The following is a 21,107-nucleotide window of genomic DNA, read 5'->3' as shown; positions in this document are numbered from 1 at the left end:
CTTTATTTTTCTGCAAAAATAGTGATACATTCTATTTTCATAAAACAAAAACATAAATATTCGGTTAGAAACCTGTATTTTTGCGTTAAAACAATCTGAAATCGCTATGACTGCAAAAGAAAAAATAAACCAGCTCCGTGCCGAATTACATCAGCATAACTACAATTATTATGTGTTGAACACTCCTGAAATATCCGATAAGGAGTTTGATGATATGATGCGTGAATTGCAGGACCTTGAAAAAGAATATCCTGAATATCAAGATGGGAATTCTCCCACTATGCGCGTAGGAAGTGATTTGAATAAGAACTTTACGCAAGTCCCTCACAAATATCCAATGCTTTCCTTGGGCAATACCTACTCGGAAAGTGAAGTGGCGGATTTCTATGATCGAGTCAAAAAAACATTGAATGAAGATTTTGAAATCTGCTGTGAATTGAAGTATGATGGTACTTCTATTTCACTGACATACGAAAATGGTAAGTTGCTACGTGCTGTTACGCGTGGTGACGGTGAAAAAGGTGATGATGTGACGGATAATGTGAAGACTATCCGCACTATTCCATTAGTACTTCATGGTAATTATCCTCCATTGTTTGAGATTAGGGGAGAAATATTGATGCCTTGGGAAGTATTTGAGGAGCTTAACCGCGAAAAAGAGGCTCGTGAGGAACCACTTTTTGCCAATCCGCGTAATGCCGCTTCGGGTACATTGAAACTGCAAAATTCGTCAATTGTAGCATCACGCAAGCTTGATGCCTACCTGTATTATCTATTGGGAGAAGAATTACCTTGTGACGGTCATTACGAAAACCTACAAGTGGCTGCCAGTTGGGGATTTAAGATTTCAGAGCATGTGAAAAAGGCTCATAGTCTGGAAGAAGTCTTTGAATATATCAGATATTGGGATACTGAACGTAAAAATCTGCCAGTGGCAACTGATGGTATTGTGCTAAAAGTAAATAGTTTGAAACAGCAGAAAAATCTCGGTTTCACCGCAAAATCTCCCCGATGGGCAATTGCTTATAAATTCCAGGCGGAGCGAGCATTGACACGTTTGAACAAAGTTTCTTATCAGGTGGGACGTACTGGTGCTGTTACTCCTGTTGCTAATTTAGATCCGGTACAATTATCTGGAACTATTGTGAAAAGGGCCTCTTTACATAATGCAGATATTATTGAAGGGCTTGATTTACATATAGGTGATATGGTTTACGTGGAAAAAGGTGGAGAGATAATTCCTAAAATCACAGGGGTTGACAAAGAGGCACGTAATATGCTTATCGGTGAAAAAGTGAGATTTATCACTCATTGCCCTGAGTGCGGCAGTAAATTAATTCGATATGAGGGAGAAGCTGCACACTATTGTCCTAATGAAACGGCTTGTCCACCTCAGATAAAGGGTAAGATAGAGCATTTTATCAGTCGTAAGGCTATGAATATAGATGGATTAGGTCCTGAAACCGTAGATATGTTCTATCGGTTGAAATTAATCAAAGATACAGCAGACCTCTATCGGTTGAAAATAGATGATATCAAGAATTTGGATCGAATGGGTGTAAAATCGGCTGAAAATGTAATTAATGGTATAGCTGCTAGTCGGGAGGTACCTTTTGAAAGAGTTCTTTTTGCTTTGGGTATCCGGTTTGTGGGAGAGACTGTAGCGAAGAAGATTGCAAAGTCATTTGCAAATATTGAAGAATTAGAGAGTGCAGGCCTTGAAAAGCTCAAAAACATCGATGAAATCGGTGAAAAGATAGCGCAAAGTATTATTAACTATTTTTCTAATCCCTCAAATAGAGAGTTAATAGAGCGACTGAAAATCTCGGGTTTGCAATTTTGCAGGAAAGAAGAAGACTTGAGTGGATATACTGACAAACTTGTTGGACAATCCATCGTTATCAGCGGTGTGTTTGTGTACCACTCAAGAGATGAATATAAAGAATTGATCGAAAAAAATGGTGGAAAGAATGTGGGGAGTATTTCTGCTAAGACTAGTTTTATACTGGCCGGTGAGAATATGGGACCTGCCAAATTTGAGAAAGCTCAGAAGCTGGGGGTAAAGATTATGAGTGAAGATGATTTTCTAGAGTTATTATCCTAACAAATTTCTGCAAAAAACTTTTTTATAGCTTGTTTTTGTAGACTAAATCGAAAAAAATCGTACTTTTGCGAGTCATTTAATTAGAGATTACTTTATAATACTCATGATACAGACAAGATTGAAAGGAATGGGGGTAGCGCTAATTACTCCATTTAAAGAGGACGAAAGCGTTGATTATGATGCATTGATACGTATGGTAGACTATTTGTTGCAAAATAATGCTGATTTCCTATGCGTATTGGGCACCACGGCAGAAACTCCTACTCTTACGGACGATGAAAAGAGAAAAATCAAGAAAATGGTCATTGAGCGTGTGAATGGAAGAATTCCTATTTTGCTTGGAGTAGGTGGTAATAATACCCGTGCCATAGTAGAAACGCTGAAAAATGATGACTTTACTGGTGTCGATGCTATTCTTTCCGTTGTTCCTTATTATAATAAGCCTTCACAAGAAGGGATATATCAACATTATAAAGCTATTGCTGAAGCGACGGAGTTGCCTATTGTACTTTATAATGTACCGGGACGTACGGGTGTAAATATGAAAGCTGAAACGACATTACGTATTGCACGTGATTTTAAAAATGTGATTGCTATTAAGGAGGCGTCAGGGGATATTTCCCAAATGGATGATATAATCAAGAATAAACCTGCTAATTTTGACGTTATTTCGGGGGATGACGGTATAACCTTCCCTCTGATTACCTTAGGGGCAGTTGGTATCATATCGGTCATTGGAAATGCGTTTCCGCGTGAATTCAGCCGTATGGTGCGTCTGGCATTGCAAGGAGATTATATTAATGCCCTGACTATTCATCATAAATTTGCTGAGTTATTTAAACTTTTATTTGTTGATGGTAATCCTGCAGGTGTAAAAGCTATGTTGAATGTGATGGGTATGATTGAAAATAAACTTCGTTTGCCACTAGTACCAACAAGAATTACCACTTTTGAAGCAATGCGGAAGATTTTGGATGAATTGAATATTAAGTGTTGAGGTATCTCTTTTATGTTATATGAAAAAGCCTTGTCATTGCAGGGCTTTTTTTATTCTCTTTTATTATAGGGGAACAACTTAAAATATATAAATAAAAAAGAACCTCTACAAAGTTTTGCAGAGGTTCTTAGTGATCGCGACAGGATTCAAACCTGTAACCGGCTGATCCGTAGTCAGCTACTCTATTCAGTTGAGCTACGCGACCCTTTTACTAAAACATTGTGACCGCGACAGGATTCAAACCTGTAACCGGCTGATCCGTAGTCAGCTACTCTATTCAGTTGAGCTACGCGGCCTTTTTGTTTAACGGGTGCAAAGATACGTACTTTTTCTGAATTAGCAAATGTTACGCCAACTTTTTTTGAAGAATTTTATTCGATGAAACGGTAGTTAAACAGCTGCCAACCGATGGTTAATCCTACATTCCACTCCTTTTTCGGTGAGCTATAATGATTTACATATGCTGCTATAGTACCGAAAGGTAATTGACATATTACAGAAATTTCTCCCATATACTCAAACTTTGAAAATGCTTTTCCGTAAAAAGCTTTATTTAATGCATTTTTTTCAATGGGAAATACTGGCATGAATCCATAAAATTCGGTACGGAACTGAAACATATCATTAAAAATGAATATTGGCTTGATACCCACTGCCAGGAATTGGTTGGCACGAAAAGCTTCATTATACATCAACTTGCTATGCGGAGTAGGTGTGAATTCTGCAGCCTGCATCATTGTTGCCGTATAATTCTCTGAAAAATTTTTCGATGAATAGAGCATTTCTGCCATCCATCCTAAAGTGAATTTAGGGCTCATGGAGTGATAAGCATCTTTCATATAAGAAATTTGAAGCCAAGATTGGCGCCCTTTGGTAGAAACTTCCTCTTTAGGATTTCCGGGGCGGAACTTTTCTTTTCCGGTAAACACCTGAGCTATCAGTTTTTCATAATACCCTCTTGTTGCATACTGACGGGCATTATAAGTGCTTCCATAAAACCCAATAGTTCCACTTAACAACTTATAAGTACTCTTGTCCGAACGATCTTCATCAAAGTTTATTACATTGGACTGGAAGTAATTATCTTCAAGCGCTCCATATCCAATACTAAATTCCGCACGCTTGTTTGAAAGGAAAGGCAGAGCAACCATCAGCTTTACAAAACGTTCATCCTTTGAATTGAAAGACGGTTTGTCATTCTTGGAGAAGAGTTTATCTTTTTTATAATAATCAAAGGTGCTTATGGACGCGATGAAACGATATGAGGTAGGGATACGGGTGGGTAAATCAATTTTTGCCATCAATTGGGCGTTATTATAAACTTTACCTAACTGGCCGTCGAAAGTAATTTCTTTGGAATAATAGTTTAAATTTTGATATCCTAATCCTAGATATATCTGATTAGAACTTGTAGTAGAAACACTTCCACCCATGCGGACCGAAAAATTATTCTCCATTTTAACTTTTAGATGGAGTTCATACAAATCATTTTCTGGATCATAAACAGCATGGGGTATGATCTCTGATATCATATTATCTGCTAATAAACGAAAATAACCCCGTTTCAAGTCTTCATAAGTAAACACTTCATGATCTTCATCGTGAAATTCTTTTTTGATATAGACTTGTTGTTGTTCATTAGCTCCTTCGATACGAATATCGCGAAAACGGAGTTGTGGCAGATTACTTCGGTAGACCAATCGTCTTAATCGCACGTTATCAGCATTTACACGTCGATGGATGCGATTTTTTATAGAGTCCATTAAACTGATAGTCCGGTTATAACCGATATCATGTAATTCTTGTAAACGGTCAAAATCCAGCAGATTTACGTCATCGTACTTGAAATTCATTATAATACCCAAAGAATCGGGAAGAGAATAATCCGTTTTCTGCATTACCATATTTTCTATCTGACTCATCAAGTCGTTCTCTTTCGGTTTACTGGGATTGGCTGCCACCACACTACCAATAATTATATCGGGACAAAAGTCTTCCCGCATCACATCCGTAGGAAAATTATTGTAAATTCCTCCATCATAAGCCAATACACTATCAATCTCTATAGGTTTAAAAACAAAAGGAAAGCTCATGGAGGCACGTACAGCATCTCCTAAGTCTCCTTTTCTCATTATAAGAGGCCTTTTATTATACACATCAGAAGCGATACAGCGAAAAGGAACAAACAACTTATTAAAATCGCCGTTACAAGATGCCGTAGCTCGTGCAAATAGTTCTACAAACACCAAGTTCATCTGTATGGGATTGACCATACTGGTAGGAAGTATCTGTGGTTTCAGATGCATTGAATCTCTGAAAGCAAATCGAATATTGAAAAATTCAGGGGTAGGACGGTTTTTCTTAAAATAATATTCATATTTAGGTTCTACCTTTCCAGAATACCAACGTTTGAAGTCCGGAGATCGTAACAGAGCCTCCATATCGTCTGGAGAATATCCCATCGCATATAATGAACCGATAATGGCTCCCATAGAAGTGCCGGTAATATAATCAATTGGGATATTGTTTTCTTCTAGGGCACGGATAATACCAATATGTGTCATACCTTTCGCACCACCACCACTAAGAACAAGCCCCACTTTCTGAGCCTGAACTACTGATAACAAACATAGGTAAAACGACAAAAACAACAGAATTCTCTTCATGACTAATAATTCCGAGTGAAACGTGCTGATTTATTCAACGCTCAAATATAAACAATAGTTTCCAAAAACATCGTATCCAACGGGAAAAAACACCTGTATAACAGTAAAAACGAACAAAAAAGGGTATTGCAATTCGTATGAGTTGCAATACCCTTGTATATAAATAAAATCTAAAGGGGATTATTTAATTAAGTCTATGCTTCTTTTAACAAAGTTATTCAGGGCTTCTCCCTTTAACATACCGTTTTGAAGTAATGCTAAGTCAATCAGTTGACGAACGGTCTTATTTTTAGCAGCATATCCGGCAAATATATTTTCTTTCTGTACCTTTAATTCTTCCCATTTCCGATCCAATTTATTCACCTCATCTTTTTCAGTAGTAGGTATTTCTTCATCCTTCTTACCTTCCTGTTTCTTTTTCAGATCGTTTCGTTGTTGGTTTACCTCATCCATTTCCTTCTGAATAGGCACAATCTTTGAGGCACATTCCTTATCTTCGTCCGATAAAATCTCTTTTACAAGCTTATGATCGGAGTTCAGTACCAGATTGAACATATCCGGCATTTCTCCATAGAAGCTCATTCCTGCCTGAATATTGGCCATTTCTTTCATACGGCGCATATATTCGCTCTGAGTAATCATTACCGGTGCAGAATTCTCTCCCAAAGCTTGTGTCGTTATGTTAAACTCGGCCTTCTCTATTTGGGGCAGTTGACTCTTGAAGATAGTAGACAATGCTTCTTGTTTTTCGGTTTCCAGAACATCGTTCTTTTTGTCTTCTTTGACAATCAGATTATCAATCACATCGCTATCTACGCGAGTGAAGCGTGTTTTTTCAAACTTCTGCTCCAACATACTAACTAAAGCGATATCCAGTTGACCGTCCATTAACAATACATTGTAACCTTTATTCTTGGCTGCTTCAATATAACTGTACTGTTCATCTTTATGGTTGGCATACAGATATATCAAATTTCCATCCTTATCTGTTTGGTTATCTTTAATCAGAGTCTTATATTCTTCAAAAGTATAATATTTGTTGTCTGTATCGGTAAAAAGGGCAAAATCTTTCGCTCTATCATAGAAGTCTTCTTGTGTGAGCATTCCGTAATTGATAAAGATTTTCAAATCATTCCACTTTTCTTCGAACTGTTTTCGATCATTCTTAAAAATTGATTGCAGACGGTCTGATACTTTTTTGGTGATATAGGTGGATATCTTCTTTACGTTAGAGTCGCTTTGCAAATAAGAACGGGATACATTCAACGGAATATCCGGTGAATCCAGTACTCCATGAAGTAGAGTGAGGAAATCGGGAACAATTCCTTCAACAGAATCCGTCACATATACTTGATTGCAATAAAGCTGTATCTTATTCTTATTCAATTCGATATTACTCTTTACCTTAGGGAAGTAAAGGATACCGGTGAGATGGAACGGATAATCTACATTCAAATGAATCCAGAATAGAGGTTCGTCGGACATCGGATAGAGCTCACGATAGAACTTTTTATAATCTTCATCTTTTAATTCATTGGGTTTCAGAGTCCACAATGGATTGGCATTGTTGATAATATTATCCTCGTTTGTTTCCACTTGCTTACCATCTTTCCATTCTTTCTTTTTACCGAATGCGACAGGGATAGGGAGGAAACTGCAATATTTCTTTAATAAAGAAGAAATACGGGTTTCTTCAAGGAATTCCTTGCAATCATCATCAATATAAAGTACGATATCAGTACCGCGTTCAGTCTTGTCAACGTCTTCAATAGTAAATTCAGGACTACCGTCACATGTCCACTTTACAGCTTGAGCACCTTCTTGATAGGACTTGGTGATAATTTCAACTTTCTTGGCTACCATGAAAGCTGAATAGAAACCCAATCCGAAATGTCCAATGATGGCATTTGCGTCATTCTTGTATTTTTCCAAGAAGTCGTTAGCTCCAGAGAATGCAATTTGATTGATATATCTATCGATTTCTTCTGCTGTTAAACCGATACCATGATCAGACACGGTAATCGTATCCTTATCCAAAGAAACATGAACGGTCAAATCTCCAATCTCGCCTTTAAATTCACCTATTGAGGCCAGGGTTTTCAGTTTCTGAGTAGCGTCTACTGCATTAGAAACCAACTCGCGAAGAAAAATTTCATGATCACTGTACAAAAACTTTTTAATGACGGGGAAAATGTTCTCGGTAGTTACCCCAATACTTCCTTTTTGCATATTACGTTTATATTTTTATTGTTTTTGGTAAAGATGAAACAAAAAAAATGCCAGCCACTATGGACTGACATTTTGACGGTTTTTTATCGAAAGGACTGTTATGCTCTCTTGATACTCAATTCATCCTTCTCTTTATCTACGGAGATATTTACGGTATCTCCCGGTTGTATACCGGATGATACAATTAGTTCAGAAAGTCCATCTTCCAGATAATTCTGGATGGCACGCTTCAAAGGACGTGCACCAAACTGTACATCATAACCTTTGGAAGCAAGGAATTTTTTAGCGTCTTCATCTACAACTAATTTATATCCAATAGCTTCAACGCGTTCAAATAATCCTTTCAGCTCGATATCGACAATTTTAGTAATAGCATCCAATGAAAGCTGATCGAAAGTAATGATTTCATCGAGACGGTTTAGGAACTCGGGAGCGAAAGTCTTGTTCAAGGCTTTCTGTATCACGCCACGAGAATGTTCATTATTGTCAGTACGGCTTTGTGCAGTAAAACCTACACCATGACCAAACTCTTTCAATTGTCGGGTACCGATATTTGAAGTCATAATGATGACCGTATTCTTGAAGTCAATGGTTCTGCCATAATTGTCAGTCAGACGTCCTTCATCCAATACTTGCAACAGGATATTGAACACATCCGGATGAGCCTTCTCTATTTCGTCCAACAAGACTATGGAATAAGGTTTACGGCGCACCTTCTCAGTCAGCTGCCCACCTTCTTCATAGCCGACGTATCCCGGAGCTGCACCAATCATACGAGATACGGTATATTTCTCCATGTACTCACTCATATCGATACGTATCAATGCATCGCTGGAACCAAACATGTATTGGGCCAACTGTTTTGCCAAGTGTGTTTTACCAACCCCAGTAGGGCCAAGAAACATAAACGTACCGATAGGGCGATTCGGATCTTTCAATCCCACACGACTTCGCAGAATAGCTTTGGTCAATTTCTCAATAGCGGCATCCTGAGCAATGACTTTGGCTTGCAATTCTTCTTTCATACCTGCGAGCTTCAGTCCTTCTGCCTGTGCCATACGCTGTACAGGCACACCGGACATCATGGATACGACATTTGCTATTTCTTCTTCTCCTACAGTTTGACGATTATCTTTTAAACGAGCTTTCCATTCATCTTTCATTTCATCCAGACGCGCGGACAGTTCTTTTTCACGATCACGATAGCTGGCCGCAAGTTCAAAATTCTGCGATTTTACAGCTTCAGCCTTTAGATTGCGTGCTTCTTCTATCAACTTTTCTTGTTCTTCAATTTCTTTAGGAACGTTGATATTTGTCAAATGTACGCGTGAACCAGCTTCATCCAGGGCATCGATAGCCTTATCGGGGAAGTTGCGGTCTGTGATATAACGGTCTGCCAACTTGACACATGCTTCCAGAGCTTCGTCCGTATAATTCACATTATGATGATCTTCGTATTTTTCTTTGATATTTTTCAATATCTGAAGAGTTTCTTCAGCAGTGGTAGGTTCTACAATTACTTTTTGAAATCTACGTTCCAAGGCACCGTCTTTTTCGATGTTTTTTCTATATTCATCGAGTGTAGTAGCACCAATACATTGTATTTCACCACGTGCTAAAGCCGGTTTCAGCATATTGGCAGCATCCATGGAACCGGCTGCGGCACCGGCACCTACGATTGTGTGGATTTCATCGATAAAAAGAATGACATTCGGATTTTTCTGTAATTCATTGATTATAGAACGGATACGTTCTTCAAATTGACCACGATATTTTGTTCCGGCTACAACAGATGCCATATCAAGCATTACCACACGTTTGTCAAACAGGATACGTGATACCTTTTTCTGCACGATACGTAATGCCAACCCTTCTACAATAGCAGATTTACCGACTCCCGGCTCACCAATTAACACTGGATTGTTCTTCTTGCGGCGACTCAAAATTTGTGCCAGACGTTCGATCTCTCGTTCACGACCCACCACTGGATCTAATTTCCCTTCTTCGGCGGCATGAGTCATGTCCATACCGAAATTATCCAATACAGGAGTATCATTGGATGGTTTCTTAGAAGTTGTTTGTGCAGATGATGATGGACCATTAGCGGAATCACGCGAAGAACGTGACATATTCATATCTTCTTCATCTTCTTCATCGTCTTCCGTAAATCCCATTCCTGCATTAGGATTGGTAGATTTCATCGAAAGCAGTTCGAATACAGACTGATAGTTTATCTGGTTCTCTTCCAAAACTGTCGCAGCCAAATTATCTCCATCTTTCAAAATAGCCAGCAATACATGTTCGGTATCTGCAGTTGCACTCTTCAATAGACGAGCCTCCAATATACACATTTTTAATATTTTGGCAGCCATTGGAGATAGGGGCACATCTGCATCAGGCAAAAGAGTATCATCTTCCGCATCCTTTAAGAAGCTCTCTAAACGACTCTTAACCTGTTTTAAATCTATATCGAGTTTCATCATAATTTCAATAGCTTTCCCTCCACCGTCTCGCAACATACCGAGTAGGAGGTGTTCAGGACCAATATATCTATTCCTCAATCGATTGGCTTCTTCTTTGCTATAAGTGATGATATCCGAAACTCTTTGTGAAAATTGATTGTTCATACTTATTATTTCTCCTCAATTAAAAGGTTATTATATACAAAGATACGTATTAATTAAATTCATGTATCATATAATTCAATTTATTACTGTACAAATCTTATGCCACAAATAAAGAGTGTTTTTGTTTTATACATATTATTATATACAGCTGCTAGATTAGAAACTGGTTTTCGCTTCATATATAAACGTTTTTAAAGAGGAAAACGGACCAAGTGTGGGTGTTTGTTGGTATATGTATGAGTTGATAGGCAGCTCGTCAGGAAATGGCTACACGCTATAAAAAAGTATAAAGCGAAATTGTGCACAATGGCAACAAAGTTTATAGATGAAAACTTTTGTATATCGTAAAAAAGCAGTACTTTAGCGTGGTTTTTCACAAACCCTAAAATGTATAATTAATAATCTTTTTAAATGCTTGAACAAGACAGAATTATAAAGATTAACATCGAGGAGGAAATGAAGTCATCGTACATTGACTACTCTATGTCGGTCATTGTTTCGCGTGCCCTTCCGGATGTTAGAGATGGTTTTAAACCCGTTCACAGAAGAATCCTTTTCGGAATGATGGGATTGGGAAATACGTCGGATAAACCTTATAAAAAATCAGCTAGAGTTGTAGGTGAAGTATTAGGAAAATATCACCCTCATGGCGATTCTTCCGTATATGGCGCGCTGGTTCGTATGGCACAGCCATGGGCTATGCGATATATGGTTGTAGACGGACAGGGTAACTACGGTTCAGTAGATGGTGATAGTGCAGCTGCTATGCGTTATACCGAGTGCCGTTTACAAAAAATCGGTGAAGAAATGATGCAGGATCTTGATAAAGAAACAGTTGATATGCAAAGTAATTTCGACGATTCTTTGTTGGAGCCAACTGTTATGCCGACTCGTATTCCAAATCTTTTGGTAAATGGAGCATCAGGTATCGCCGTAGGTATGGCAACTAATATGCCGACACATAATTTGACTGAAGTTATCAATGCTTGTATTGCATACATTGATAATAATGATATTGATGTTGAAGAACTGATGACTTATGTGAAAGCTCCTGATTTTCCGACCGGAGGTTATATTTATGGTATGAGTGGTGTGCGTGAGGCTTATCTTACGGGACGTGGGCGTGTTATCATGCGTGCTAAAGCTGAAATTGAAACCGGTTCGACACATGACAAGATTGTAGTAACGGAAATTCCTTACGGTGTCAATAAAGCAGAGTTAATTAAATATATTGCTGATTTAGCCAACGAAAAGAGAATTGAAGGTATTACCAATGCCAATGATGAGTCTGACCGTGAAGGGATGCGTATTGTTATAGACGTGAAACGTGATGCCAATGCCAGCGTAGTATTGAACAAGCTTTATAAGATGACTCAATTGCAGACTTCGTTCGGTGTAAACAATGTGGCACTTGTGCATGGACGTCCTCGTCTGTTAAATCTGAAAGACTTAATAAAATACTTCGTAGAGCATCGCCATGATGTAGTTATTCGTCGTACACAATATGAATTGCGTAAAGCTAAAGAGCGTGCTCACATTCTGGAAGGATTGATTATTGCATCAGATAATATTGATGAAGTAATTAAGATTATTCGTGCTGCTAAAACTCCGAATGATGCCATAACAGGTTTGATGGAACGTTTCCAATTAAGCGAAATTCAATCTCGTGCTATTGTTGAAATGCGTTTGCGTCAATTGACTGGACTGATGCAGGATCAACTTCACGCTGAGTATGAAGAAATTCAGAAACAGATAGCATACTTAGAGGAAATTCTTGTAAACGATGAGTTGTGTCGTAAAGTTATTAAGGATGAGTTAATCGAAATAAAAGAGAAATATGGAGATGAACGTCGTTCTGAAATTGTTTATTCATCGGAGGAATTTAATCCAGAAGATTTCTATGCAGACGATGAAATGATTATTACCATTTCGCATATGGGATATATCAAACGTACTCCATTGAGTGAATTCCGTGCACAAAACCGTGGTGGGGTAGGCTCTAAGGGTACTGAAACTCGTGATGAGGATTTTGTAGAACATATCTATCCTGCAACAATGCACAACACAATGATGTTCTTTACGCAGAAAGGTAAATGTTATTGGTTAAAAGTATATGAAATTCCTGAAGGTACTAAGAATTCTAAGGGACGTGCCATTCAGAACCTATTAAATATTGATTCTGATGATGCTGTAAATGCATATTTGCGTGTCAAGAATTTGAATGATCAAGATTTCATTAATAGTCACTATGTATTATTCTGTACCAAGAATGGCATTATTAAGAAGACATTACTTGAACAATATTCACGTCCTCGTCAAAATGGTGTGAACGCTATTACCATACGTGAAGATGATCGTGTGATTGAAGTTCGCATGACTAATGGAGATAATGAAATTATCATAGCTAATCGTAATGGTCGTGCTATTCGTTTCCATGAAAGTGCTGTGCGGGTTATGGGACGTACTGCTACAGGTGTGCGTGGTATGACACTTGATGAAGATGGACAAGATGAAGTTATCGGAATGATTTGTATTAAAGATCCTGAAACAGAGACTATCATGGTAGTATCTGAACAAGGTTATGGAAAACGTTCTGATATTGAGGATTATCGTAAGACAAATCGTGGTGGTAAAGGTGTAAAGACTATGAACATCACAGATAAAACCGGTAAATTGGTAGCAATTAAATCTGTAACAGATGAAAATGATTTAATGATTATCAATAAATCGGGAATTACTATTCGCCTGAAAGTTGCAGATGTGCGTATTATGGGGCGTGCTACTCAGGGAGTACGTTTAATTAACCTCGAAAAGCGTAATGATGAAATCGGTTCTGTATGTAAGGTAACCTCAGAAAGCGAGGAAGAACTTATAGAAGAAAGTATCATGCAGCAGCCGGAAAATAAAGAAATAAATAACGAAAATGAAGAATAGACATAATATTAATTTAAATTTTTCTACAATCATGAAAAGAGTACTATTTTCAATGGTTTTACTGCTTGCGGTAGGATTTACTTTCGCACAAGAGAAGACTGTGAAAGAAGCCAAAAGTATTGCTAATGAAGTAAAACCGGACTTTGCAAAAGCAGAGCAACTTATCAACGGAGCCTTGACTAATTCTGAAACAAAGGACAATGCTGATACATGGGATGTAGCAGGCTTTATTCAGAAGAGAATCAATGAAAAAGAAATGGAAAGTGCATATTTAAGAAAGCCTTATGATACCCTTAAAGTGTATAATAGTGCATTAAATATGTGTAAGTACTATTTTAAATGTGACGAATTGGCACAAAAACCTAATGAGAAAGGTAAAATTAAGAACAAATATAGAAAGCCTAATTCTGCTGCTATCTTGGCTGCACGTCCGAATTTGATTAATGGTGGTATTCAGTTCTTTAACTTGGACAAGAACAAAGAAGCTCTTGAATTCTTTGCTACCTATGTTGATATTGCTGCACATCCGATGTTTGAGAAAGAAAACTTGCAACAGACTGATACTGTATTACCTCAAATTGCATATTATGCAAGTTTAGCAGCTGCTAAAATGGGAGATTATCCTAGTGTGTTGAAATATGCTCCTTATGCTCAAAATGACAAAGAAGTAGGAAAATATGCTATGGAATTTATTTCTACTGCTTTGAAAGCTCAAGGAGATACTGTTAAATGGGTTGCATCTTTGAAAGAAGGTATCCAAAAGTATCCTGAGCATTCATTCTTTTTCGGTCATTTGATTGATTATTATAGCAACAACAATAAATATGATGAAGCAATGCAATTTGCTGATGATATGTTAGCAAAGGATCCTAATAATACATTTTATTTGTATGTAAAAGGATATCTTTATCACAATATGAAGGAGTATGATAAAGCTATCGAATTCTACAAAAAGACTATTGAAGTAGATCCAACTTATGCTGAAGCATATTCTAACTTGGGTTTAATTTATTGTCTGAAAGCTCAAGACTTTTCAGAAAAAGCTACTACTGATGTAAACGATCCTAAATATAAAGAAGATCAGAATACATTAAAGACTTTCTATGAAAATGCAAAACCTTATTATGAGAAAGCAAGACAATTGAAACCAGACCAAAAAGATTTGTGGTTGAATGGTTTGTACAGAGTATATTACAATTTGCAAATGGGACCGGAATTTGATGAAATTGAGAAGATGATGCAATAATGTTTTCTTGATAAATATCTTAAAAACCTAATCAAAGTTTATTTGATTAGGTTTTTTTAGTAGTATAAAAGAAAAATAGGAGACAAAAAATTATCTCCTAAATATATTAAACATAATCATGATATTCGTTTAATTGTAAAGGCTTAATTTTTCAGCTTGGTCGACCATAAATAACCAATAAAGGTGTATCAGAATGAAAAATCATTTTTCTGGCAATACCGGGATTAAATAAGCGTGAGAATATATTCCGTTTATAAGATGTTATAGTTATAATATCAATGTTATTAGCTTTGATATATTTATCTAAACTATTAAGGAAATCATCATTCTTCACAATATCATAATGAATTTCTAATTGTGAATATTGTTTCTGAAAGTATTCTTTAATACCACCTAACTTTATTTCATTCCAAGTATCTTTTATATCAGCAAGATGAATTAAAGATACGGAAAAATGAAATGGTTTCAAACTATTTATTAATGAATCAAATGCTATTAAGTCTCGTTGATCAAAATTTGTTATAAAAGCAATGCGTTTTACTTCAGCAAATTGTTTAAATGGTGTATTTTCTGGAATTGCAAGAACTGGCACACGACTACGTTCGATAACTTCGGCTGTTACACTTCCAATTAAATCAATATCTTTTTGGTTTTTGCCACGTGTACCCATAATAATAATTCTTGGATGGTATTCCTTAACATATCTAAGAATTTCTTCTTCAGGAATACCCTCACGTAACACACACGTATACTTAACATTAGGTAACTCACCGGAAGTAACTTTTTCTTTTACTTTATTAGATAAGATATTTAAGTCATAATGTACCTTTTGTAAAATACTTTTTACATTTTCTTCATCACCTAACTGATAATTAAAAACATCGCCATAAGGTAAAGATGTTGCATAAATAGGTGTAAAATAAACATGTAATAAGATAACCTCTGCACCAATATTTTGTGCAAAATTAAAACCGAATTCACATGCTTTCATTGAATAAGTAGAGAAATCAACTGGAATTATGACCTTATTACTTATATTTTCTACTTTAGGAGGCTTCCCTCCTACTACCTCTTCAGATAACCAGACAGAGCTCTCAGTAATTTTCAAGGCATGGGGCAGATCACTTTCTTTGATACGGACTCGGACACCAGAAGATACCACTGGTTGTATTTGATTTACATTATGAATGTAAGTTTCAATACCTTCATTTTCGAGGACATTCTTCAATATCTGTGCTTTTGCATACGTTAGAATTGCTAATGTAACTAATTTATCTTCCATAAGCCTATTTATTTTATTGTATTTTTAAACAAACAAGAAATCCCAATTGTTTATTAAACCAATTGGGATCTTTTTATTTTTTCTTAAGCTTGAACAGGTTCTATTGTTTTATTAGCTATCTCATCTAAAATCATTAATGCTCGATCAAGGACAGTAGTATCATCAATCATTACTAAACCACCATCAGGACCAGGCTCTAAATGAATCCCTACACTTTTACCTTCTTTAAAATTATGTCCACCGAAAAAGTTTCTCACTGTATCTACATTAAGTCCAAGTTCATCGGCTATTCTATGCATACTACCGCTAGGTAATGCGTCTTTAATTTTACGAAGTTCATTAAATGTTATTGTTCTCATATTCATAAATTTAATGGTTAATACCCTGTATTTTTATTATCACGCTATAAACTTAAGAAAAAAAAAGGATAAAACAAATTATTTACATGTATTTTTCAAATTCGATATTTACATTACTTAAAATGAAAACACGACACTTATGAAGTACAAAAAATTAGTTCTTTTTGTACTTCATAAGTGTCGTGTTTTCTTATAATTGGTTGTTTTAAATTATTTCTATTGTGGAAGTAGGTACCCATCCTACTTTACCATCCTCTAAACGGATTTCTTTCCATTCACGCATTGAATTGTCTTTAATTTCAACTTTATGTCCTTCATGTAAAATGAACAAACTAGTACCACTTTCACTAGGAGTACTACGTACTGTTACACTAGGTGATAAGATTATAGCCTGATTACGATTCATCAATTCATTCTTTTGTTCTGATGCAAAGACATTACTTACTACCACAAAAACTAGAAAAATACTTCCTGTTATAAAACCTGTCTTTTTCCATACAATTTGTTTGGAAAAGAAAAAAAGAGAAAAGGAGACTAATAACAGAATGAAAAAAATTATCCCTAATTTAGCCCAAGTATCTACACTCAGACTGTTAATCAAGAACTTTATCCAAGCTACAAAGAATATTTCAGGTACTGAAACTACCTTGTCAATCGTTTTAGAACGTGCTATTTCTAAGTTTGCACGAATGTCTGCATTACCCGGTTGCAATAGTAAAGCACGTTCATAATTTAATATTGCTTTTGCAATATCATCAGCTTTATAGTAACTATTCCCAAGATTATAATATACTTCTGCAGCTTCACCTTTCTTTAACAAATTCTCATAAATTTGAATCGCTGAAGCAAAGTCATTATGTATATAGGCACTATCTCCTTCAGCTTTTGTCACGTTTCTTTCTTGTCTTGCAGCAGAAAATTCGGCAACACGTGTGCCAACAGTACTGTCAGTCAGTTGTAGTGTATCTGTCAAGTTCTGTCCAAAAGCAACCAATGCCATTACTAAAGTAAGGGTAAAAAACAATATTTTTTTCATCATTATGCCCTCCTGGTTAATGTTTAATTGAGTTTTCCATTTTACTGATAATATCCAAAGAAGCAGAATAAACCTTATCCATAGCCTGATTATCATCACCAGGAGCAAAACGGGCAAATTCGCAATTATTCAATGCATCAATGAATTCCTTAATTTGAGTATCATCCACTCCATAATTACAAAGTTCTTCTTCGATATTATCCTTTGATAAACGAGAAACAGGAATATTTAATTTATCACTGATATATCCCCAAAGAGCCTTCAATACTTCATCATAGAATGCATCCTTTTTATTCTCTTCCAGCAGTTTACCAGCTAGTTTCATACGTTTTACTGCTACTTTGTTTGCTTTCTTTGTACGCATTCTTGCTACATTAGCATTGGCAGTAATCTGTTTACGATATATAATAAAGAATGTAATAAATGCTACTCCCGGTATCAAATAAAATAACCAGTACAACCATGAACCAAAGAAGAAGTCGCCTTTTTGAGAAAGAGTTACTTCATTCTGTTTAATATATCGAATATCCTCGTTTAATATCTTTAAATCCTCTTTATTCGTAAAATTCGCAATAGTCTGTACCGCATTCCCTGCACCCTTTTCTACATGCAATTCATATTCTTCCGTAGTCAATATTTTGTATGAATTAGAATTAATATCGAAGTAACTGAAGTTTACGGCAGGAATTTTGTATGTGCCCGCATTCCGTGGAATAGCCAGATATTCAATTACTTTACTTCCAGACAATCCTGCGTTGGTCAGACGGAACTTATTATCTACTTTCGGATCATAAACTTCAAAGTCTTCCGGAAATTTAATCTCCGGAGTAGAAAGAAGTTTCAAATTACCTGTACCAGAAATAACCAATTTTACGGTAACAGCATCATTTGTTTTGATGTTTGTTGTGTTAATAGAAGAAGTAATATTAAACTCACCTACCCCTCCTGAAAACTCGGCAGGCTTACCGACAGGTAATGGTTTTACGTCAATTGTCAGTTGCGGAGTCATTATAGTCTTTTTGACTTCTACATAATTACTACCACCATTGAAGAAAGCTTCAAACGGATCGGATACTTGTGTTGCTTTAGCGATAGAAGCATCAAAACGAGCAGCATCAATAGTAAGTTTACCTGATTGTTGGGGAAATAGTACAAACTGGCGATAAATTGTGGTTTGATAATTTCTACCTTTATAATGCTCCAATCCCCATCTTCTGTCGTTGGGCAATTCCACTTCTTGTGAGTGAAAGCCTTTAAAATCAGGTAACTTCACATTGTCAAACATACGAAGATCAACCAATGTGTATATCTTATATGTCAACAAGAGAGCTTCTTGCTCATAAACAGTAGTTTTATTGGCAGTAGCCGTAATGAATAAATCGTTATTGGATATTGCTGTACCGGAAGAAGGACGACTGGCAGATCCGCCACTTTTGTTATTACTGTTTCCTGATGAATTAACCTGATCAGCTGGTAATACTTTAATGTGTACAGCATTGGATACCATCTGATTACCATCAACCGTTATAGTTGCACTGGGAATTGTGAAATTACCTTCGGCTGTAGCCATTAAAATATAAGTAAATGTGAGATTTTCTGTTTTCACTCCATTAATACTTTGCATACTGTAGGAACGGCTTGGACCCATTAAAACATCAAATCCCTTAATAGAAGCAACCCGGAAGTCTCTTACTTTCTCCGTATTCACTGTATATGATAACCTAAACTGATCACCCACTGCTACTGCATCAGGAGCAGACGCGGTAAATGTCACCTTTCCATCAGCAAAGGTATGCACACTGACCGTTATCAATACTATCCATAAGAAAACTATTTTTCTCATATATTATTTCCTATTATATTTATTACCAATCCTTTTCTAAACGATGTCCTTGGATAACTTGTTGTTGCTTTTTTACTTTATCCTGTACATCTTTTTCATCTTGCATGACAGAATTCAACAACTGTTCCGCATTTTCTTTAGACATTTCATTGTCTTTCTTTTCAGATTGTTGGGGTTGTTGATCTTGTTTTTGCTGTTGATCTTGCTTATTTTGGTCTTTTTTATCCTGTTGTTGATCCTGTTTATTTTGATCTTGATTTTGGTTCTGGTTTTGTTGCTGATCTTTTAACAATTTCTGAGCCAATGCTAAATTATATCGAGTTTCATTATCTTTGGGATTGTTACGCAAAGATTCTTTGTAAGCTTCTACAGCTTTTGCATAATCTTTCTGCGACTGGAATATAACTCCCATATTATGATAAATTTGTGCCAAATTATCTTTATTTTTTTCAACTTTTGTCGCCCCTACGTATTGTTCCATGGCTTCTTCCAATTTATTTTGCTCAGTCAAAGTATTTCCTAGATTATACATAGAAACGGTTGACTTTGGGTTTACGTCTAAAGCTTTCCGATAGTTTACTTCTGCATTCACATACACACTATCTTTAAACAAACGGTTTCCCTTACGGATAAAATCACGTTCCGCTTTCTGTGCAGAAACCGATACAGATACTGCTGTTAATAACAGCAAAACCATTCCAATATATTTTTTCTGTAACATACGTATCATTTCTTATTAGAGAACAAATGAATATTGCGGAACAGTGGATTTTTACGTTCCATTATCAGCATTTCGGCAAGCAGCAATAGCAGAATAATCCATGCTATTGCTTGGAATTGTTCATTAAATTCCGTATAAACTTGTGTTTCTACATCAGCTTTAGCCATTTTATTAATTTCTTGGCTAATTGCTTTTTGTGCACTATTCGTATTATCTACACGTACATATATACCATTACCAGCTTTTGCTATTTCCTGACACATCTGTTCGTTTAGTTTGGTAACAATAACATTGCCTTCCCGGTCACGACGATAATCATTCGTACCTTCTACTGGGATAGGTGCACCATCAGGCATACCAACTCCCAAAACATTGACTTGAATACCTTTTTCTGTAGCAGCCTTGGCAGCCTCGATTGCTCCACCTTCATGATTTTCACCATCTGTAATAACAATAATAGCTCGTCCTACCCCTTCTTGAGGTGTAAAACTACGGGATGCCAAATTAATGGCAGCACCGATAGCCGTACCTTGCTTAGATATTAAAGAGGGATCAATACTTTCTAGAAACATTTTAGCTGAAATATAATCATTTGTGATAGGCAATTGTGTAAATGCATCACCGGCGAAAACAATCATACCTACTTTATCATTTTCCATTTTGTCAACCAATTGTGCCACTAGTCTTTTGGCTTTTTCCAAGCGACTAGGCTGTACATCTTGTGCCAGCATAGAATTAGATATATCCAATGCAATCATCACCTCTACTCCTTGGCGTTTCACAGTCTCAAGTTTTGAACCAAACTGTGGACGTGCTAACAATACGGAAAATAATCCAATAGCAGCAAATACCATCCAAAATTTTACATCCGGACGATATTTAGAAACATTAGGCATTAATTGTGCCATCAGTATAGGATCGCCGAACTTACGGATCGCTTTTCGTCTCAGATAATTGGAGTACAAGTAGAAAGCTGCCAAAAATGGCAACAATAGTAACAAGTACAAATATGCAGGTTCTTCAAATCGAAACATCTTTCTATTTACAATTTAGTAATTTACAA

The 21,107-nt window shown here is 36.4% G+C and carries 13 protein-coding genes and 2 tRNA genes; 4 read left to right on the top strand and 11 right to left on the bottom strand.

The genetic code is table 11. The features are described from left to right. Positions 1–106: 106 nt before the first annotated feature. Positions 107–2,104, top strand: a complete 1,998-nt coding sequence (ligA, locus tag C1A09_RS05960) for an NAD-dependent DNA ligase LigA (protein WP_101542805.1) — start codon at positions 107–109, stop codon at positions 2,102–2,104. 103 nt (positions 2,105–2,207) lie between these two features. Continuing rightward, positions 2,208–3,101: a 4-hydroxy-tetrahydrodipicolinate synthase gene (dapA, locus tag C1A09_RS05955; RefSeq protein ID WP_101542804.1), complete on the top strand. Its 894-nt coding sequence runs from the start codon at positions 2,208–2,210 to the stop codon at positions 3,099–3,101. Positions 3,102–3,232: 131 nt separating this feature from the next. Here the strand turns inward: dapA and C1A09_RS05950 are convergent. The 5 genes from C1A09_RS05950 to C1A09_RS05930 all read right to left on the bottom strand — a co-directional run bounded on the left by C1A09_RS05950 (position 3,233) and on the right by C1A09_RS05930 (position 10,623). Beyond that, positions 3,233–3,306 (bottom strand) — tRNA-Arg (locus C1A09_RS05950). Between the two features lie 17 nt (positions 3,307–3,323). Beyond that, positions 3,324–3,397, bottom strand: a tRNA-Arg gene (locus C1A09_RS05945). 75 nt (positions 3,398–3,472) lie between these two features. Further along, complete coding sequence (locus tag C1A09_RS05940; protein ID WP_101542803.1) at positions 3,473–5,767, bottom strand: patatin-like phospholipase family protein; 2,295 nt, start codon at positions 5,765–5,767, stop codon at positions 3,473–3,475. 180 nt (positions 5,768–5,947) lie between these two features. Beyond that, the gene (htpG, locus tag C1A09_RS05935; protein WP_101542802.1) at positions 5,948–7,996 is read right to left on the bottom strand and encodes a molecular chaperone HtpG; all 2,049 of its coding nucleotides are present in this window, start codon (positions 7,994–7,996) and stop codon (positions 5,948–5,950) included. 98 nt (positions 7,997–8,094) lie between these two features. After that, positions 8,095–10,623: an ATP-dependent Clp protease ATP-binding subunit gene (locus tag C1A09_RS05930; RefSeq protein WP_101542801.1), complete on the bottom strand. Its 2,529-nt coding sequence runs from the start codon at positions 10,621–10,623 to the stop codon at positions 8,095–8,097. 411 nt (positions 10,624–11,034) lie between these two features. Here C1A09_RS05930 and gyrA point away from each other — a divergent pair, with 411 nt between their 5' ends. Then, on the top strand, positions 11,035–13,557 hold the full coding sequence (gene gyrA, locus C1A09_RS05925; protein ID WP_101542800.1) for a DNA gyrase subunit A: 2,523 nt from the start codon (positions 11,035–11,037) through the stop codon (positions 13,555–13,557). Positions 13,558–13,588: 31 nt separating this feature from the next. Continuing rightward, a complete protein-coding gene (locus C1A09_RS05920; protein ID WP_101542799.1) occupies positions 13,589–14,803 on the top strand; it encodes a tetratricopeptide repeat protein in 1,215 nt (404 codons plus the stop codon). 151 nt (positions 14,804–14,954) lie between these two features. On the opposite strand, the gene C1A09_RS05915 is transcribed toward C1A09_RS05920, so the two are convergent. The 6 genes from C1A09_RS05915 to C1A09_RS05890 form a co-directional block, all read right to left on the bottom strand. Next, positions 14,955–16,085 carry a universal stress protein gene (locus tag C1A09_RS05915; RefSeq protein ID WP_101542798.1) on the bottom strand — a complete coding sequence of 377 codons (1,131 nt, stop codon included), beginning with the start codon at positions 16,083–16,085 and terminating at the stop codon, positions 14,955–14,957. Positions 16,086–16,168: 83 nt separating this feature from the next. Further along, a complete protein-coding gene (locus C1A09_RS05910) occupies positions 16,169–16,450 on the bottom strand; it encodes a DNA-binding protein (protein ID WP_180949185.1) in 282 nt (93 codons plus the stop codon). A gap of 199 nt (positions 16,451–16,649) precedes the next feature. Continuing rightward, positions 16,650–17,480, bottom strand: a complete 831-nt coding sequence (locus C1A09_RS05905) for a tetratricopeptide repeat protein (protein WP_180949191.1) — start codon at positions 17,478–17,480, stop codon at positions 16,650–16,652. 16 nt (positions 17,481–17,496) lie between these two features. Then, the gene (locus C1A09_RS05900) at positions 17,497–19,323 is read right to left on the bottom strand and encodes a BatD family protein (protein ID WP_101542795.1); all 1,827 of its coding nucleotides are present in this window, start codon (positions 19,321–19,323) and stop codon (positions 17,497–17,499) included. A 22-nt stretch (positions 19,324–19,345) separates the two neighbouring features. Then, a complete protein-coding gene (locus C1A09_RS05895) occupies positions 19,346–20,053 on the bottom strand; it encodes a tetratricopeptide repeat protein (RefSeq protein ID WP_101542794.1) in 708 nt (235 codons plus the stop codon). Beyond that, the gene (locus C1A09_RS05890) at positions 20,050–21,078 is read right to left on the bottom strand and encodes a vWA domain-containing protein (protein ID WP_101542793.1); all 1,029 of its coding nucleotides are present in this window, start codon (positions 21,076–21,078) and stop codon (positions 20,050–20,052) included. Before C1A09_RS05890 ends, C1A09_RS05895 begins: the two co-directional genes overlap by 4 nt. Between the last annotated feature and the right edge of the window lie 29 nt (positions 21,079–21,107).

This window comes from Bacteroides cutis, assembly GCF_900241005.1.
GTDB lineage: Bacteria > Bacteroidota > Bacteroidia > Bacteroidales > Bacteroidaceae > Bacteroides > Bacteroides cutis.
This window is presented reverse-complemented; position numbering and strand designations above follow the sequence as displayed.